Raw genomic sequence first — 16144 nt, forward strand, 5'->3', positions numbered from 1 at the left:
CTACCTGATCAGAGCTTCCCTAGGTCAGTGTGCGGGGGGAGCTCAGCCGGGAACAAGGGCAGGGCTGCTGGCGGGGTCGCATCGTCGAAGGACTGATCGAGCAGTCCGCCGAGGCGTGCGAGGGCCACCTGGCGCATCGCCTCCATCACCACGATCTCCTCCGTCATTCGGGCCACTTCAACACGCGCCCGGAGCACGTCGGCCTGTGGCGCCTCGCCCACCCGATACATCGCGTCGGCCACCGCAGCGACGTTTTCCATCAACTGGCGCGTCTCGCGGGCAATCGCCACGGCACGCTCCACGCGATACAGCTCATAGAACGCCGCCGCGACCGCGGCCCGGACCTCCCACGCGACGTCGCGTGCGCGGAATTCTGCGCCGGATGCCCGCGTGCGCGCGGCGCGCGCGGCCAGTCCGAGCTTGCCGGCCGTGGGCAGCATCTGCATCACTTGCAGCTGCGTCATTCCGAGAGGATTCATCGGTCCGAGTCCCGGCAGTTCGCGGTTCATCCACCCGAGCTGCAGGCGAGGATCGGGGGGACGCGTGGTCGTCACGGCTTGCGCCTCGAGCGCGCGCGCCCGTGCGTCGGCTGCCCGGAGTCTGGGGTTGGCGGAGTCTGCGGCGGCGTACAGGCGGCCGAGAATGAGGTCCTCGCGCGTGGCGCCGGGTGCGAGAACCCTAATCTGGCCCGGTCCCTGCTGGGCGTCGAGCGGGACGACCGCCAGCAACGTCACGAGTAGTCCGCCAGCAATCTGGCGACACCGCCCTCGCGTCCTGAACCACGTATACGCTCTCGTCATCTTCTGCCGCTGCGCGTGTCGGGGAGCGAACCTGAGAAGGGCTGTGACGGCTGTCATGCGGGGGAGTATGGCATACCGGGCGCACCCCGCCTGTTATGCGGTCCCTGTTTTTACGTAAGGTAAAACATGACGCCCCGCCGGCTCCGTAGCAAGGGGAACGGCCGGTCAAGTCAGGCCTCCTCTCGCGGCCCCGACCGCGACAACTCACACGGTCACCACACGGCGCCGACGTTTGTTGACGGCGACCCGAGGGCTGACGCCGCGATGCACGGTGCGCGCAGGCGCGACAAGCGCGTTCCTCGACATCCGCTCGGGGCAGACGTCCTCGAGAGCGCGCGGGCGTTGGTCCATGTGACTCGTCTTCCGCCAGGGCATCGGAGCGACTGGCGAAACGAGGGCGGTCGAGGCGGCGCACGTGGGGTGTTACCCATGTTATCGGACGCCGTGGTTGCCATGGTTCCCTCTGCGCACCCGCGGAAGCGGTTGTGACGATTCGAGAACTCGCGGCACGCGGAAGCGTCGCGAAGCGGCAGATGTTGCGGTGTTGGCCGACGACCTCGGCCAACTGCCGTTCGCGATTGGCCAGCGCTGTCAGTGGCGCGCGCTGATTCGTCAGCATATCAATGAGCCTGTCACTCGGCGCGCTCGCAGTGCGTGCCGCTGCGACGACAACCGGGGATGATTGCCATTGGGCCGAAACTGGTTGTGCAGTCGGGAAGTTCACACGTGGGCGTCGGAGAACGTTGCGGTCGCCTGCGGACGTGTCTTTGACGCCTCTTCCGGCAAGTGCGCCTTCCCGCTCTCCCGTCTCGGCCCTCTCACCTCGGCAGGCGGCCGGATTCGCCATGGGCACCGGAGCGCCCGATGTGTCCACGGTATCGCAATGGGCCTTCTAGGTTGCGGGTGATGCGTGCGCGACGCCGAGCGTGCGACACAATGTCGCGTGACAGTGCGCGACCTCAGCCACGACCGCCGCCGGGTCGTCGGTGACCGTAAGGGCCTCGACGTCCTCAAGCGAGAGCGTCCCAGCGTGGACGGCGGTCTCACGGAGCCAGTCCACAAGGCCACGCCAGTACGCGGTTCCCACGAGAATGATTGGAAACGACTCGAGACGGTTCGTGCGTCGGAGGTTCAGCGCCTCGAAGAGCTCGTCGAGCGTCCCGAACCCACCTGGAAGGATTACAAACGCGCAGCTGTACCGAACGAGCGCGAGCTTGCGGAGGAAAAAGTAGTGGAACGGTACGCGAAGCGTGAGGAAGGGGTTGGGCGGCTCGTCGAGCGGTAACTCGATCGTGAGACCGACAGACTGCGCACCGCTCTCCGATGCGCCTTGGTTTGCGGAGGCCATCAGACCCGGGCCACCACCCGTAATCACCGTGAATCCGGCGGCCGCAAGTGCGGCGGACACTTCGCGCGCGACGACGCCCCAGCGTGCCTCTGGCGCGGCCCGAGCGGAACCGAAGACCGTGACGCCATTGCGGACTCCGGCCAGTGCCTCGAAGGCATGACTCGCCTCAGCCGCAATGCGATGCACCCGATCCTGATCATCGGGACGGTTCGCGGCCACGAGCGCGGCAAGGCGAAGGTCTGCTAGGGCGTGAGCGGCGCTATGTGTGGTCATTCAGAGCTCTGCGCGGCGTAGAAGCTGCGCGTTGATCGCAACGACAATCGTGCTCACCGACATCAGCACCGCGCCCATCGCAGGCGTCAGCAGGATGCCCCACGCCGAGAGCGCACCGGCCGCGAGCGGGATCGCGACGATGTTGTACCCGGCGGCCCACCACAAATTCTGGATCATCTTCCTATACGTCGCGCGCGACAGCGCCACGAGCCTCGGGATGTCTCGCGGATCCGAACGCACCAGAACGATGTGTCCGGCCTCGACCGCGACGTCGGTGCCGGCGCCGATTGCGATGCCGATGTCCGCCGTGGCGAGGGCCGGCGCGTCGTTCACGCCATCGCCGACCATGGCGACCTTCTTGCCCTGCGCCTGGAGGGCGCGGACGCGTGATGCCTTGTCTTCCGGGAGGACGCGGGCGAATACGGTGTCAATCCCGAGGTCGGCAGCTACCGCCATCGCGACGGGCTCGGCGTCCCCGGTGAGCATCGCCACTTCGATGCCCGCCGCGTGTAGCGCGGCGATGGCTGCGCGGCTCTCCTCGCGGATCGCGTCGGCCACCACGAAAACGGCAATCGCCGCGCTGCCGGACAGCAAGTAGATCGCTGCTTGTCCGCGCGCGGATGCCTTCTCGGCCGCGGTCCGAAGCACGTCCGGCACGTCGGCGCCGAGCTGCTCGAGCAAGGCTGGCCCGCCGATCCGATACGGCGTGCCGTGCACGGTCGCCTCGACGCCGCGTCCCGGGATGGCGTTGAACCCCTCGACGGTCGGGAGCACCAGCGAGCGGTCGGCGGCCGTCTTCACAATTCCACGGGCAATTGGATGCTCGGACTCGGATTCGATCGCAGCTGCGATGGTGAGCGCTTCGTCCGGCACAATCCCGTCGCGGACCCCGAGGTCCACGACGCGGAACTCACCGAGCGTCAGCGTTCCCGTCTTGTCGAAGATGACGGTATCGAGAAGCCGAGCTTCCTCGAGTCCGCGACGGTCACGCACCAGTAACCCGCCGTGCACGCCCAGCGTCGTAGATATCGCCACGACCAGTGGCACCGCGAGGCCCAGCGCGTGCGGACAGGAAATCACCAGCACCGTCACCACGCGCGTGAGTGCAAAGTCAATCGGCGCGCCGAGATACTGCCAGACGGCGAACGTCACGGCCCCCGCCACAATCGCAACGACCGTCAGGATCTGCGCGGCCCGGTCCGCTAGGTGCTGGACCCGAGACTTCGAGCGCTGCGCGTCCGAGACGAGACGCATGATTCCGGAGAGCTTCGTCTTGTCGCCCGTCCCCGTGACCTCGATGCGCAATGATCCGGTGCCGTTGATCGTGCCCGCAATCACCTCAACACCCTCATCCTTCGTCACCGGTCGCGACTCGCCAGTAATCATGGCCTCGTTCACATCGCTGCGTCCCTTCCGGACGATGCCGTCCGCGGGGATGCTCTCGCCCGGCCGCACCACGAGGGTGTCGCCGGCGCGCAACTGGCCCACGGTGACGTCCTCCTCGCCGCCTTCGACGACTCGGTGCGCCATATCCGGGATCAGCTTCGCCAGTTCCTGCAACGCGCCGCTGGCCTCGGAGATTGAGCGCATCTCGATCCAGTGCCCCAGCAGCATGATCGTGATGAGCGTCGACGACTCCCACCACAGCGCCTCGGCCTCGATGAAGCCGAGTTCCACGACGGCGGAAAAGACGAACGCGACGGTGATGGCCAAGGAGATGAGGGTCATCATCCCGGGCAATCGACTGCGGATCTCGGTCCACGCACCGCGGAGGAAGATCAGCCCGCCATAGAAGAAGATGACCGTCCCGAGCAACGCTGGCAGTCGATCCGATCCCGGAAACGACGGCGCGGTGTAGCCGAGGAGATCCTGGATATGCTCCGCCCAGACGACCACCGGGATCGTGAGGATGAGCGAGAGCCAGAATTTCTGGCGGAACATCGCGGGGCTGTGTCCGGCGTGGCGATCGTGATCGGTGTGGGGCTGCAGGTTGGCGTGTCCCTCCGGTCCAGCGTGACTCGCGTGACTCGCGTGACTCGCGTGACTCGGAGTGGACGCGTGGTTGTGATCATGGTGCTCGGTCATCGGGCGGCCTCGTTGGGTTGAGCGAAACGGACAGACACACCGGCAACGCACGTCATCGAGCCGCTCCGGCCAGTGACGCTCGACGCGCCTTTTCCTCCAGCAGCAACCATCCCAGCGCCTCATCTTTGGTGCCGCCGGCCTTCATTACGTTCCAGTCTCTCGCAATCTGCCGCCGAAGATAGTCGAATACGTGCGGAAGGGCCACGCAGTGTGACGGTCCGCCGGCCGCCGACGCTGACGGCACCACCGAGCCGAACGCTACCAGCCTGGCGCGATGGCCGTGGCGAAGCTCGACACTGCCAACGTGCAGAAGTTCTCGCGCCGCGCGCGCGGCCTCTCCCGCACTGCAGCAGCCGAAGCGCGCCAGTGCCGCGCGCAAGACCGCGGGATCCCGGGCCGCGGCGTTGAGCTCAGCGACGCCCTCTTTGACCTCGCCGATGATCATGTCCCCAACGTCGGCAGAAACACCGAGCGCTTCATCGAGCACTCCGGCTTCACGGTCGTCGGCTGTCGCGGTCCCGGCTGCCGGCACGAGGTGCTGAGCCCGCGGAAACCGGAAGGCCAGGATGTCGAGATCGGTCCGCGTTCGAAGCTCTGTGTGGCCCTGCGGTCCAGGAACACGCGCGACAATCGGGAACTCGGCCACAGTGAAGTAGCCGTTCATTCGAAGATATGTTTCTACGAGCGCCACGCTGGTGTCCATTCGACCGGCCCCGAGGACGAAGTTCCGAGAGATGAGTCTTGCGCCAATAATCGCGTCCGTCAGCCAGATGCGTAGTCGCGAAACTCCCGATTTTACATAGGGTAAAGCCTGACGTGGCGAATCGCAGCCGCGGCCGCATCTCGCTGCAAGGCAATACCCGAGCACGGCTGGTCAAATCCCCGATGGTGTCCGCGTCCGGTACGCCCGAAATTGCGAACACGGGCGAAGGTCTGCCGAAAGCCGTTCCGTGGTGGTCTCGAGCAGCGCCCTCCCGCCGTCGGCCCAAACACACCTTAACCGGAGTCTGATATGCCATCCGAAAGTTCATCACTCAACGTTCGCGCATTCGGCCTCGCTGCGGGCATTGTCGCGGCGACGCTCTCGGCAATCTGCGGCGTCGCGCTACTGCTCGCACCGGACTCCACCTGGACGCTTGCGGGCTACCTCCTGCACGCGGATCTCTCGATGGTAGCACCCGTGGTCAGCTGGGTCGGCCTCGTGGTCAGCGTGCTCGGATGGGGGCTCATCGCCAGCGGCGCCTTCGCGGCGGCGGCGGCGCTCTACAACCGATACGTCGCGCCAGAGCGCTGATTCGCACGGGTGGTTCGTCGGGTACCAACTAGGCGTCGCGTCGGCCCTCGAGAAGCCGGCGGATTGCCGGCGTCTCCGCGCGCACGACGCGAATGCCCGCCGCCACGCACTCCCGGCGAGCGGAGAACTCGAGCGTGTCGATGAACCGCACGAATCGCGGCCGCAGCGTGAGGTCAGCCGAAGCGAAGCGAAGGTGCGCGTGCTGACGATGGCAGATCTCGGTGGCTCGCAGGAGCGCTTGATACCCATTACGAATCCCGTCGGCACGCTCGAGCGCCCCGGCATCCACGGCGACCACCGCCGGGAGACCGAACTCGCGTGCCACATCGACCGGCGCGAGGTCGGAATACGCGCCGTCCGCAAGGAGCCAGTCGTCCATGGCTAGGGGAGGCAAGACGCCCGCGAGTGCAGCGCTCGCGTACACGGCGTCATCGGCGCGTCCCGTTTTCAGCACCACGCGCGTCCCGCTCCTTAGGTCGGTTGCCGAGACGGCCACGGGGATGCGCGCGTCCTCGAGTCGCTGTTGCCCGAGGAGCGCACGCAGTTCGGCCCGCCCGGCCTCGCGCACATGACTACCTAGGCCCCAATCCCAAGCCATAGAGGCCGCCATGCGCAACGTCCGGATCGCGGAGCGAAGAGGCCCGCCCGATTCCGCGGCCCTGCCGTGCGCACCCGCAAGATCCGGTAGCTTCACGCGGCTCACCGCCGCATACCAGTCCTGGCGGAGGGCATATGCCACACCGACAATCGCGCCCATCGAGACGCCAACAATCGCCTGGGGACGGTAGCCGAGGTGCTCCAGACCTCGGAGCACACCGAGGTGGGCGAATCCTCGCGCGCCCCCTCCACCCAGCACGAGGGCGAAGGGCAGATGGGGGCGCGGATTGCCGGGCACGGGAATGGCCTCAGTGCATCACGAGGAACACCAGCGTCACCCAGTGCGTGTCCCAATCCGCGCCGCTCCCGGCCGGCGCGTCGGCCACGTGCAGGCCGCGCAGGTTCCAGAGGCCGCCGCGATCGATCGGAATGTGCAGCACCCCTTGGCCATCGGTGATGAACGTGCCGTGCCGCTCCTGTCCCGCCAGCGCGTTCAGGTTCGCGTCCGCAGGCCGACTGACCACACCGGCCTCAAGGCGGACGCCGCTGAGCGGTTGCCCGCCGAACAGCACACGCACGCGCAGGGTATCTCCAGGGTGCAACACGGACGGATCAGTCAGCGGCAGGAGTTCAAGCGGTTGGCCCACAATTCGGGACCACCCGCGAGGCCCACCCTCACCCACCTCGACGAACGTCTTGGCGTACTTGGCGTAGCGTCGCGTCACGCTGTCGCGAGGCACGCGTCCTTCCCGCTCCAGACGCGCCAGCACGGCGCCCGCTCCCTCGAGCTCGAGGTAGCGCCGGAATCCCGCCGCCGATTCGCGCACGGATCTCGGGACCGTCGACACCACAACCATCCGCTGGCCCGTCCCCGTCGGGCGGTGACGCAATCGCAGCGAATTCCCGCTGGCTTCGAAATCCACGATGCGTGTCTCGCCGGCCGCGTCCAGCACGCGTGCGTCCGCGACGCGCTCCCTGGACAGTGCCGACTCGCTCGCCGGGAAGGCGCTGCTGGTCTGGCCGAGGACGACCAGCTCGTCGCCGGGGGCGAGCCGGAAGCCGATCGGAACGAGCCAGAAGTCGTGCGCGAAGGCCGGAAGGACGCCGATGCCGAGGATCAGCACGGCGAGAACGACGGATCTGTACCGGAACGACCGCGACCATCGCTTGGCGTTCACACACTCCTCCGTTTTCTAGGTTTGGACCGCACCCGCATCTGGGCGTTGGCTCTTCGCGGCCTCCAACTCCTCCAACTCGCGCGGGTGCTCGTGTTCCATTTGGTCGCGCGAGAGCCGACCCGTGCACATTACCTTCGAGAGTGGGAACACATCCGGCCGTAGCATCACAAAGTAGAAGTGCCACACGACAATTGCGAGTGTCGCGAGAATGGCCTCGTACAAATGTACGACGGATGCGACCTGGAACGCCCAGAATGGAAACCGATTGAGGAACGGCACCTCGAGCCAGAGCACGAGTCCCGTCGCGGCCATCACCACCGTGCCCCAGACCAAGGCGAAGTACTCCATCTTCTCGGCGTACGAGAACCGTCCGACTCGGGGACGTACATCGGTGACGCCGATGTTATACCGAAGCGTCTGGATCAGTTCCTTCCAGTCCGGCACGCTCGGCGGGCCCAGCCGGAGGCAGCATCCGGCCAGGCACAGCGCATCGCGAACGCGTCGCAGCCGCGGAAGCAGCGCGCCGATGAGCGCGCGCCCGCGGACCGTGAGCGCGAGATATCCGAGGTGATACAGCCCACCCGCGAGCAATGCGAGGGCCGCGGTCCGGTGCGCCCACGCTCTCAGCAACGCACCCATGGACGGCCCCAAGACGGGGAGGGTCCAACCGAATCGCAGCGCAAACCCGCTCAGCACGAGTACCACGAAACTCGCTACGAGCCACCAGTGTTGGAGGCGCTCGTTGCGGGTGAAGCGCAGATAGTCGGCGGCGTGGGGCATTGCAGCGGGCTCCGCAGCTACACGTCGGCGCCGGTCGCGCCACGCCCGCTGCCAATCGACGACGTTATGCAAAGCCATCAGCGTGAGGAGCGCGGCAATCAGCATGACGTACATCGCGCGCACCGACTCCACGAGCCTGTGCCCGACCGTTGTTGGCGTATGGTGAATGCCACCAGCGGCGAACGTCGCCGTGGCGCCCACATGGCAGGATCCGCAGGTCGCACCGACGTTCGCTGGATGCGTGCGCGCGCCCGAGTCGGCAGCGCTGCGAATGTCGTGGTTGCCGTGGCAACTGGCGCAGTTCGCGACACGCCGGTCGCCGATCGCGGCGGCCAGTCCGTGGAAGCTACCGCGATAATCCGAGACCACCGCCGCGGTGAAGCCGTGGTCACCCGCGAGACGGATGTCGCCGTGGCAACTGGCGCAGTCCTGCGCGGAGCGCCGCAGGGCCGCGGCCGTGGCTTCCGACCCCCTCACCGCCTCCGTGTCGTGCCCGCCGTGGCACGACACGCACGTCGCGGCGTGCGGATTGCCGAGCTGTACGGCCGACGCGTGCACGCTCTTGGCGTACGCGGCCTGCGACTCCTCGTGGCAGCGGGCACAGGTTGTCGCGACGCGGTACCGTCCCACCGCCGACATCCCCACATCTCCGCCCCGCGCATCGTGCGCCGCGTGACAGTCCGTACACGTGGCGGCGGGCGCGCCATTTGTGGCGAGTGTCCTCGTTGCGTGGACGCCACCGAGATATTCGCGAACGGCTCGCACGTGACAGCTGCTGCACTGTCCGGCGACGTTCGCGCGGTGCGTCAGTGCCCTCGGATCCGTCACCGGGCGGACGCTGTGGCTACCGTGGCACGACACGCAGGTGGGTGCCGCGACGCGTCCGGCCGCCCGCGCGGCCGCGTGTGCGTCGCGCAGGGAAGTCGAGGCCTGAATGGCGTGGCACGAGGCGCAACTGGCCACGGAATCCGGCACGGCGCCCCGCTCGGCGGACTCGCCGACGTGACAGCTCCGACAGCTCAGCCCGACGTGCACACTCGCGGCCACGGCACTGGCCTGGCCAGACGCGGTCTCATGCCCGCGCATCGACTGAGCGACGGCGGGTCGGGCTGTCGCCAGCCACAGCAGGAGGACGCCGCAGGCCAGCGCTCCCGTTCGCGTCCGCACGTGGCGTTTCAATGGTGCTTGTACCATCCGACCCCCACGATCTCGTTCCACGACGTGGTGTGATGGCAGGCGGCACACTGCGTCACGGACGCATCTGGCCGCCGCGCCACACGCTGGGACACCATGGAAAAATGCTCCATCAGGTGGCTGGGTGGTGCGTTGTGGCAGTCCGCGCAGCGCGTCGAACGCGACGACGGGTGCTGAAACGGCGGGACCTCCCACGAGTCCGTGACGTGACACGCCTGACAGGCTCGGCCGAAATTCTCACGGTGGGGATCCACGGTTGCGTGGCAGCTCGCGCAGTCGAGCTGCGTACCTGGTCGCGTGAGCAGCACCTCATGATCCATTGAGATCGGGCGCGTCGCAACGCCTCGATGCTCGACGTGGCAGCTCGCGCAGGTCGCGACGGTGGTGTGAAACCGTGTCGGCTGTCGATCGAGGAGCGCTGGGCTCGACGCGTGGCACGAAACGCAGTTCGCGCGAACCACTCCCTCGCCGGGGGAGTGGCAGCCGGTGCAATCCCGCGCGAGGGGCGCGTGCGCCGCCGAAAGTGGACCAGGGCTGACGAGACTGAGGACGGCGGAGCGTTGCGTGGAACTCGCTCCGAGCCATCCGGCACCCGCGACGGCGAGCACACCAAGGAACACGGCGCCTACGGTCGCGAGCCCGCTTCGAGTCACCACCATCGCAGCCCCAGATAGATCGCGGCCGAGACGTGCAGCACGAAGACCGCCAGGAACGCGAGGGACACGACTAAGTGCACGCGGAGCCACGTCGCCGCGCGCCCGGAGAGATGGTCGTGAACTGTAACCGTGTACTCGAGATCTACGATGGCCTCGGCCAGCGCTCGCTGGATAGAGTCGTCGACACTCGACTCGGGCACGGCTGCGAAGGAACTGAACAGCGCCCGCGCACGAACCAAGTCGGCCGTCTTCTGCCGGAGGTCGGATGCGACCAGGCCGAGGAAGTACCGCCCGACATACCCAGTCGTCACGGCGACAAGAAGGAGTCCGCTGAGCACAATCCCGACCGGACTCTCGAAGCGGTGTGCGCTGTGGAGGATGGCCAGAATTGCGCCGAGGATGCCGAGGCGCACATGCCACTTGAGGAGTTCTCGCATCGGCAGTCGCCGCGGCAACGCCTGGCGAATTCGCACGCTTCGTTTCGCCAGCGAATACCACAACGTCGGCACCCACATCAGCGTGGCCGCGGCGATGCCCACGACACCTCCAACGACGCTGCCGGGGAACTGCGGTGACGCGTGCACGACGAACCCACTCCACAGTAGAAGCAGCAACATCACCAGTGCGCTCGCGAGCGCCACATCCTCGCCGCGGCTCACGTCTCTGCTCGCGCCGAGGTACTACCGGAGGCCGCCGCCGACGGCGCTGCCAGCAAGGCCTCGATCGCTCGCATCCGCCGGTAGTGAATGACGACCATCGAGGCGAAGAACAGCAGCAGGATGGTCATCAGCGCAAGATGGAAAGAGGACAGCGGAGGCGACGCTTGCGCGCTGACAGGGACGGGAAGGCCCAGCTCCGACCGTAGCCACGCGTCCGCGACCTCCGCTGGTGCCACGCTGGTATCGAGCGCAGCCCGTGCGGAGATGGCCGACTCGATGATCCCGAGGCCATGGCGCGCCTCCTGGAGCGCGATCGACATCGCCGCGTTCTCGCCCCGCTCCTCCGCCGCCGCAAGTCCGGCGACGCCTCGCGCGAGCCGCGTTGTGCCCTCCAGCATCCGCTCGCCAGCAAGACGCGCCAAGTCCGCCCGCGCCGAGTCCGTACCGACCGAGAGGCGCATCAGGCGCGGAACCATCTCGGTCGATGGCTCGAGCGCGCCCTGCATCATAGACATGACCGCCGGCGCGGTGGCTGGAGCGCGCGACGCCGTCGCGGGCGGCGTCCGCATCTTCGCCGCCGGCGACGCTGAATCCTGCGCTGGGTGATGCGCCGCGTGCTCGGCCGCCGTCTGCGCCGCGCTGGTCGACGGCGGGAGCGCGATGCACGATACAGCGACGGCGAGCGCGGCAGCCCACCGATTGCCGCTACATATGTCCCATCCGACCGCCCGGCGCGGGCGCTCTCGCGCCGGCAGGCGCGGACGTCGAGTCCACTGGAACGACGGGCGCCACCACCACGATGCGATCGATGACATCCGTCACTCCCGAGGTCGCGGTTACGATGGCCACCGCCCGGCGCCGATAGGCCACGTCTGGCACGGTACCCGATAACGTCATTCGTCCACCGTCTGCGTCAAGACCAAAGCGATAATTGCCGACGGAATCGTCCGCCGCAAGGGCGGCGTCGACGCGCTCGCGCAACTTCTCCTCGCCTGACTCGCATCCCAGCAACAATGCCAGCGCCGACAGCGAGAGTCCGGCGGCCACGAGGCGACCGAGTCGAATCGCCCCGTAGCCTGCGTCCATCCGCCGGATGCTCACGGCGCGGTCCCGAGTAGCGTGCGACGCTGCGCGGCCGTCAGCACGTTTGTCGCCTCCCGAACCGCCGCGATGAAATCGAGTCGCGCGCCGGCTCGGAGTCGCTCGACCTCTCGGACCTTTGCCTCCACCGCGGTTGCGTCGGGCTGTGCAGATCCGGTGAGCGCCCACAGCTCTTCCTCGGCCTTTTGCACCTGCCGCTCCGACTCGGCACGTGCGAGGAGCGCCCGGGACTTGATGCCGTTCAGCGTCGTCTGCTGTGACGCCGAGAGTTGCAACTGCGGTTGATCGAGGAAGAATCCCGTCGCCCCGATGTGGTTGAGATGAGAGGACCCGGCGTTGCCGGGAATCTGCGAGACCGACGCAGGGGCGCTGGAGCCAGCCGCACTCGGCATCCCAGGCATTGCCGCCATTCCGGTAGCTGCTGAGTCGGTCGGCGGCTTCGCGGCACCACCCATCCCTCTCATCCCGCCCATTCCGCCCATTCCGCCCATTCCGCCCATTCCGCCCATTCCGCCCATTCCGCCCATTCCGCCCATTCCGCCCATTCCGCCCGCCGCGGCGCCGCCGGAGGCGCCCATCGGCATCCGCATGCCGGCGGGCGGCATTCCCATCTCGCCCTTATCCATATTCATCATTCCCATCATCCCCGACATTCCCGACATGCCCGACATGCCCGACATGCCCGACATGCCCGACATGCCCGACATCCCACTCGTTGCTGGGGCAGCCGCTGCGCCTCCTGTCGGGCCGACAGCCGACGCGGACGCCGATGGGCGCGCGACTGCGGCCTGAAGGCGGGCAATCTCCGCCCGGAGCTCCGCGATCTGTCGCTGGAGTTCGGCGGTGGTTGGGGCTGTGGTGGTCGCTCGACCACCGCTCGGTGTCTGCGCGATACCCCCGCGCGGGGCGAGAAGCAGAGCAGAGGCCGCTGCCGCGACCAGTGTCGCGACGCAACGAACGCGCCGGTGAAAATCCATTCGAGACAGCCGTATCATGGACCGCATCCTCCGAGAGATTGGCGCCGCAAATCTGGCGAGGAGACGCCGGACCCACCGCACCCTGAACGAACCGCGCGATGGGACGGCGGCGGCATTCACCGTGCGCCCATCGCTCTCAGAATATTTTACGCAGCGTAATGTCACGGACAATCGGGGTTTCCCCTCTACCTGGTAGGGACGTCCCCTCGGCGCGATGCTCATCGCTGGACAGCCACACCGCGTCGGCGCCCGCCCTAGGATTCCGGCTCCGTCTGGCGACCGGCCGTGTGCAGCACGGCTTCGCGTGCGTCCAGTTCTCGCGAAGTGTTTCCCGTGCGCACGAAGTATCGCGCTGTCGATCCATCCATCACATACACCGGACCGCGGCTGCGTTGCACGACGACGCGGCAGAGTTCCTTTCCTTCCAGCCGACTGAACGCGACGTGCACGTGTCGGAGGACCGCCGCACCCAAGGAATGCGCGAGCAGGCCCACGAGGTACGCTTCGAACCCGTCGCGATCGCGACGGCGCAGCGTCGCCAGATCCTCCTCGATTCCGACAATCTCTCCGTTGTCTGACACGCCAATCAACAGCGAGCCGCCACGATGGTTCATCAAGGCGGCGACCGTGCGCACGATCGCCGCCTCGACGGCGCGGCCAACCTTCCCGGTGTTCCGGTCCCAGCGTGCCGAAGACTTGAACTCGAGGATTTCGCTCTCGCCAGCAGCAATCAGGTCTGGGATGCCGCGATTCAGTTCAAGCTCCAGAGACCGAATGCGATCTCCCCTCACCGTGAATGCGCGGGTCAACACGACGGCCGGAAGCCCCAGGAGCACACCGAGCGCGGCGAAGATGCCCGTCATACCTACCATCCGTCGCTGGAATACCCCAACCATCCGTTCAAGGACGAAGTTGGCGACCGTGCCGGATGCGGCGTGCGCCGGGTGGAACTCGAACCAATAGATTACCATCGTCAGCGGGTGCAGCAACAGCACTCCGGCGATGGCGCAGGCCGACACAATGCCGACCCAAGCCTGCGGCGACAGGCTGGCTCCGTCGGTCCTCACCACCACCCCCCCGATGACACGAGCATCATCGTTGCCATCACGCCAACGACCAGCCACCCTGCAGTGCGAACGGCGTGTGTACCGGACGAGTGCACGGGAGGCGGCCCCGGTCCGAACTCCGCGACCGTCACGGCCGGATCGAGTGTTGCATCGCCAGCGCGGAGCAACTGTACCTGCCAGCGATGCGCCGTGACCTCTACTGCACTCAGCGTGAATCGCACCGTCCCGTCGGGCCGCCGAGTGCCGCTCAATCGGCGCGGCACCTGACTCGGCGCGCGATCCGCGCCGTGCAGCGAGTCGGCTACCTCGTCGCCCGCGAGCACGCGCGGTGGCGCAGCGATGCCCTGCCGCACAATCATCACGAGATGCAGCCCGATCAACCCGATGATCGCCGCCGGCAGCCACAGCACATGCAAGGCGTAGAAGCGGGTCAGTGTTTCCGCTCCGAGTTGCGTTCCGCCGCGGAGCAGGACGGCGACCGCCCCCCCGACGCCGGGCACCGTTCCGGCAATGCTGGTACCCACCTGTGTGGCCCAATACGCTCGTTGGTCCCACGGCAATAGGTATCCCGTGAAGCCGAACGCCATCACCAAGCCGAGAAGGCCGACACCCACGACCCAGTTGGCCTCGCGGGGGTACTTGTACGCTCCGAACGAAAACACGCGCACCATGTGGAGCAGGGCGAGCACGACCATCGCACTGGCACCCCAATTATGCACGCCTCGCAGGACGCGCCCCAAGTGGACCTGCCCCTCGAGGTAACGGATGCTCTCGTAAGCGTGGTCGGGCGACGGGGCGTAGTACATCGCGAGCACCGCGCCCGTGACCGCCTGCAGCAGGAACACCGTCAACGTCGCGCTGCCGAGTGTGTGCCACCAGGTCAGCCCGCCGGGCATCTCGCGATCGAGCAACGAACGCCGGAGCGAGGCGATGTCGAGCCGTCGCTGCCACCACCCAGAGCTGGGACGAGGCGCCGAGGTCACAACGGCTCCCGATGCTCGGTCCCAACTCGGAACGTCACGTACTGGACGAATACCTCGTCGTTCTCGACCTTCACCGGCAACGGATCAAGCCCGCGCGGAGGCGGACCGCCGAGCACCTCACCAGATTGCTTGTCGAAGAGCCCGTGATGACACGGGCAGTGGAAGCGGTCCTTCTCCGTGTCGAATGAGACGCTGCAACCCAGATGCGTGCACACGCCGCTCCAGGCCTTGAACTCAACGGCATCCTCGGTGGAGAGCCAGACGCTGCGTAGCGCGCGCGACTCGATCCAACCATCCTGCACCTCGTCGATGAAATCGACCTTGAATGGGACGCCGATGTCGACGGAGTTCACGTCAGGAACCACGCGTACCCAACGGGCGGCCCGCGGTCGTCGGAACGCCGGAGAGAGCGCCGCCGCCACTGGGGTGAAGCCGGCAATCAGCCCGGTAAGCACCGCGCTCGCGATGCTCACAAGGGATAGGAAACGGCGCCGTCCGGATTCGCCGCCTAGCTCCCGCTCTGAATCGCCATCCCGCTCGCCCTGGCGCTGTCCTGCGAGTTCCACGTCTTCACTCGATTCTCGCACGACTCGACTCTCCTAGAGGCTCATGTGTGAGCCAAAATTTTATCCGTCGTAACGTAGAGCGCAGTAGGGGAAATCCCGATTCGGGTCAGGATTCCACTCGAGTCTTCGTCGAGCGCGGCTCCCAGGCGCAGCCGAGAGGTCGGTCACGCAGACGACCCGGAGGCGCGCCTGTGGAAGCGCCTTGCGCCACCATCGACAGCGGTGGAGCTTCCGTCATTGCGAAAGCTCCGGCCACTAATCCCAGCTCGGATGGGCGAACCCAATGGATATGCTATCGACGCTACTTTCGCGGTGGCACGATGACCCTGGGGGATCCTACCGCCGCTGGTTTCTCTGGGAGGAGCGCCTCAAGAACTTCCGCGGCATCAGAAAAGGCATCGCAGTGGTCGTCGATGCCATCCGGGCGGACCGGCTTGGACGGCAGTATCGCGATTCCGCCCTCGAGACGGTCGTGAGGTCAGTGGCGGAGCAGCGACCGGTCTTCAGGGGCGCAGACCATGCGTTCCTCTGGAAGCCAAAGTTGCGGATACCTGACATCTACGAAAATCGCGCGAATCAGCTCGCG

16 protein-coding genes and 1 pseudogene are annotated in these 16144 nt (G+C 67.0%); 3 read left to right on the forward strand and 14 right to left on the reverse strand.

Features of this window, described 5'->3' with window-relative positions; all coding sequences use genetic code 11:
- Nucleotides 1–8: 8 nt before the first annotated feature.
- The 4 genes from B2747_RS06620 to B2747_RS06635 all read right to left on the reverse strand — a co-directional run bounded on the left by B2747_RS06620 (nt 9) and on the right by B2747_RS06635 (nt 5209).
- Nucleotides 9–734, reverse strand: coding sequence for a TolC family protein (locus B2747_RS06620; protein WP_291158190.1), 726 nt, complete (start codon nt 732–734; stop codon nt 9–11).
- Nucleotides 735–1692: 958 nt separating this feature from the next.
- A complete protein-coding gene (locus B2747_RS06625; RefSeq protein WP_291158193.1) occupies nt 1693–2421 on the reverse strand; it encodes a TIGR00730 family Rossman fold protein in 729 nt (242 codons plus the stop codon).
- Nucleotides 2422–4362, reverse strand: coding sequence for a copper-translocating P-type ATPase (locus B2747_RS06630; protein WP_291158196.1), 1941 nt, complete (start codon nt 4360–4362; stop codon nt 2422–2424).
- A gap of 196 nt (nt 4363–4558) precedes the next feature.
- Nucleotides 4559–5209: a hypothetical protein gene (locus tag B2747_RS06635; protein WP_291158199.1), complete on the reverse strand. Its 651-nt coding sequence runs from the start codon at nt 5207–5209 to the stop codon at nt 4559–4561.
- Between the two features lie 309 nt (nt 5210–5518).
- Between B2747_RS06635 and B2747_RS06640 the strand changes: the two genes are divergently transcribed.
- Nucleotides 5519–5800, forward strand: a complete 282-nt coding sequence (locus B2747_RS06640; protein WP_291158201.1) for a DUF5676 family membrane protein — start codon at nt 5519–5521, stop codon at nt 5798–5800.
- A 28-nt stretch (nt 5801–5828) separates the two neighbouring features.
- On the opposite strand, the gene B2747_RS06645 is transcribed toward B2747_RS06640, so the two are convergent.
- The 7 genes from B2747_RS06645 to B2747_RS20235 form a co-directional block, all read right to left on the reverse strand.
- On the reverse strand, nt 5829–6695 hold the full coding sequence (locus B2747_RS06645) for a patatin-like phospholipase family protein (RefSeq protein ID WP_291158203.1): 867 nt from the start codon (nt 6693–6695) through the stop codon (nt 5829–5831).
- Between the two features lie 10 nt (nt 6696–6705).
- Nucleotides 6706–7521, reverse strand: coding sequence for a DUF4198 domain-containing protein (locus B2747_RS06650; RefSeq protein ID WP_291158206.1), 816 nt, complete (start codon nt 7519–7521; stop codon nt 6706–6708).
- 69 nt (nt 7522–7590) lie between these two features.
- A complete protein-coding gene (locus B2747_RS06655) occupies nt 7591–8994 on the reverse strand; it encodes a cytochrome b/b6 domain-containing protein (protein WP_291158208.1) in 1404 nt (467 codons plus the stop codon).
- A gap of 1204 nt (nt 8995–10198) precedes the next feature.
- Complete coding sequence (locus tag B2747_RS06660) at nt 10199–10864, reverse strand: hypothetical protein (protein WP_291158211.1); 666 nt, start codon at nt 10862–10864, stop codon at nt 10199–10201.
- Complete coding sequence (locus tag B2747_RS06665) at nt 10861–11373, reverse strand: hypothetical protein (protein ID WP_291158214.1); 513 nt, start codon at nt 11371–11373, stop codon at nt 10861–10863. Before B2747_RS06665 ends, B2747_RS06660 begins: the two co-directional genes overlap by 4 nt.
- A 196-nt stretch (nt 11374–11569) precedes the next feature.
- Nucleotides 11570–11950: a BON domain-containing protein gene (locus B2747_RS06670; RefSeq protein WP_291158217.1), complete on the reverse strand. Its 381-nt coding sequence runs from the start codon at nt 11948–11950 to the stop codon at nt 11570–11572.
- A gap of 11 nt (nt 11951–11961) precedes the next feature.
- Nucleotides 11962–12240, reverse strand: a complete 279-nt coding sequence (locus B2747_RS20235; RefSeq protein ID WP_414652187.1) for a hypothetical protein — start codon at nt 12238–12240, stop codon at nt 11962–11964.
- 61 nt (nt 12241–12301) lie between these two features.
- Between B2747_RS20235 and B2747_RS06680 the strand changes: the two genes are divergently transcribed.
- Nucleotides 12302–12757, forward strand: coding sequence for a hypothetical protein (locus tag B2747_RS06680; protein ID WP_291158221.1), 456 nt, complete (start codon nt 12302–12304; stop codon nt 12755–12757).
- A gap of 439 nt (nt 12758–13196) precedes the next feature.
- On the opposite strand, the gene B2747_RS06685 is transcribed toward B2747_RS06680, so the two are convergent.
- From B2747_RS06685 to B2747_RS06695, 3 genes are read right to left on the reverse strand one after another with little or no spacing between them, the layout of a single operon-like run.
- Entirely contained in the window at nt 13197–14009 is an 813-nt protein-coding gene (locus B2747_RS06685; RefSeq protein WP_291158225.1) for a helix-turn-helix domain-containing protein, read from the reverse strand.
- On the reverse strand, nt 14006–14992 hold the full coding sequence (locus B2747_RS06690; RefSeq protein WP_291158227.1) for a cytochrome b: 987 nt from the start codon (nt 14990–14992) through the stop codon (nt 14006–14008). Before B2747_RS06690 ends, B2747_RS06685 begins: the two co-directional genes overlap by 4 nt.
- Nucleotides 14989–15579 carry a ubiquinol-cytochrome c reductase iron-sulfur subunit gene (locus B2747_RS06695; protein WP_291158230.1) on the reverse strand — a complete coding sequence of 197 codons (591 nt, stop codon included), beginning with the start codon at nt 15577–15579 and terminating at the stop codon, nt 14989–14991. Before B2747_RS06695 ends, B2747_RS06690 begins: the two co-directional genes overlap by 4 nt.
- Nucleotides 15580–15841: 262 nt before the next feature.
- On the opposite strand from B2747_RS06695, the pseudogene B2747_RS06700 reads away from it, so the two are divergent.
- Nucleotides 15842–16144 (forward strand): annotated as a pseudogene (locus B2747_RS06700) (type II restriction endonuclease); the annotation flags it as partial.

This window comes from Gemmatimonas sp. UBA7669 (assembly GCF_002483225.1).
Taxonomy (GTDB): domain Bacteria; phylum Gemmatimonadota; class Gemmatimonadetes; order Gemmatimonadales; family Gemmatimonadaceae; genus Gemmatimonas.

What these genes read in the sequence shown, in the direction of transcription:
- B2747_RS06625 (WP_291158193.1), bottom strand. Translation starts at nt 2,421, where the DNA reads ATGACCACACATAGCGCCGCTCACGCCCTAGCAGACCTTCGCCTTGCC.
- B2747_RS06630 (WP_291158196.1), bottom strand. Translation starts at nt 4,362, where the DNA reads ATGTTCCGCCAGAAATTCTGGCTCTCGCTCATCCTCACGATCCCGGTG.
- B2747_RS06635 (WP_291158199.1), bottom strand. Translation starts at nt 5,209, where the DNA reads ATGGACACCAGCGTGGCGCTCGTAGAAACATATCTTCGAATGAACGGC.
- B2747_RS06640 (WP_291158201.1), top strand. Translation starts at nt 5,519, where the DNA reads ATGCCATCCGAAAGTTCATCACTCAACGTTCGCGCATTCGGCCTCGCT.
- B2747_RS06655 (WP_291158208.1), bottom strand. Translation starts at nt 8,994, where the DNA reads ATGTCGGCGGTGGGACGGTACCGCGTCGCGACAACCTGTGCCCGCTGC.
- B2747_RS06665 (WP_291158214.1), bottom strand. Translation starts at nt 11,373, where the DNA reads ATGATGCAGGGCGCGCTCGAGCCATCGACCGAGATGGTTCCGCGCCTG.
- B2747_RS06670 (WP_291158217.1), bottom strand. Translation starts at nt 11,950, where the DNA reads ATGGACGCAGGCTACGGGGCGATTCGACTCGGTCGCCTCGTGGCCGCC.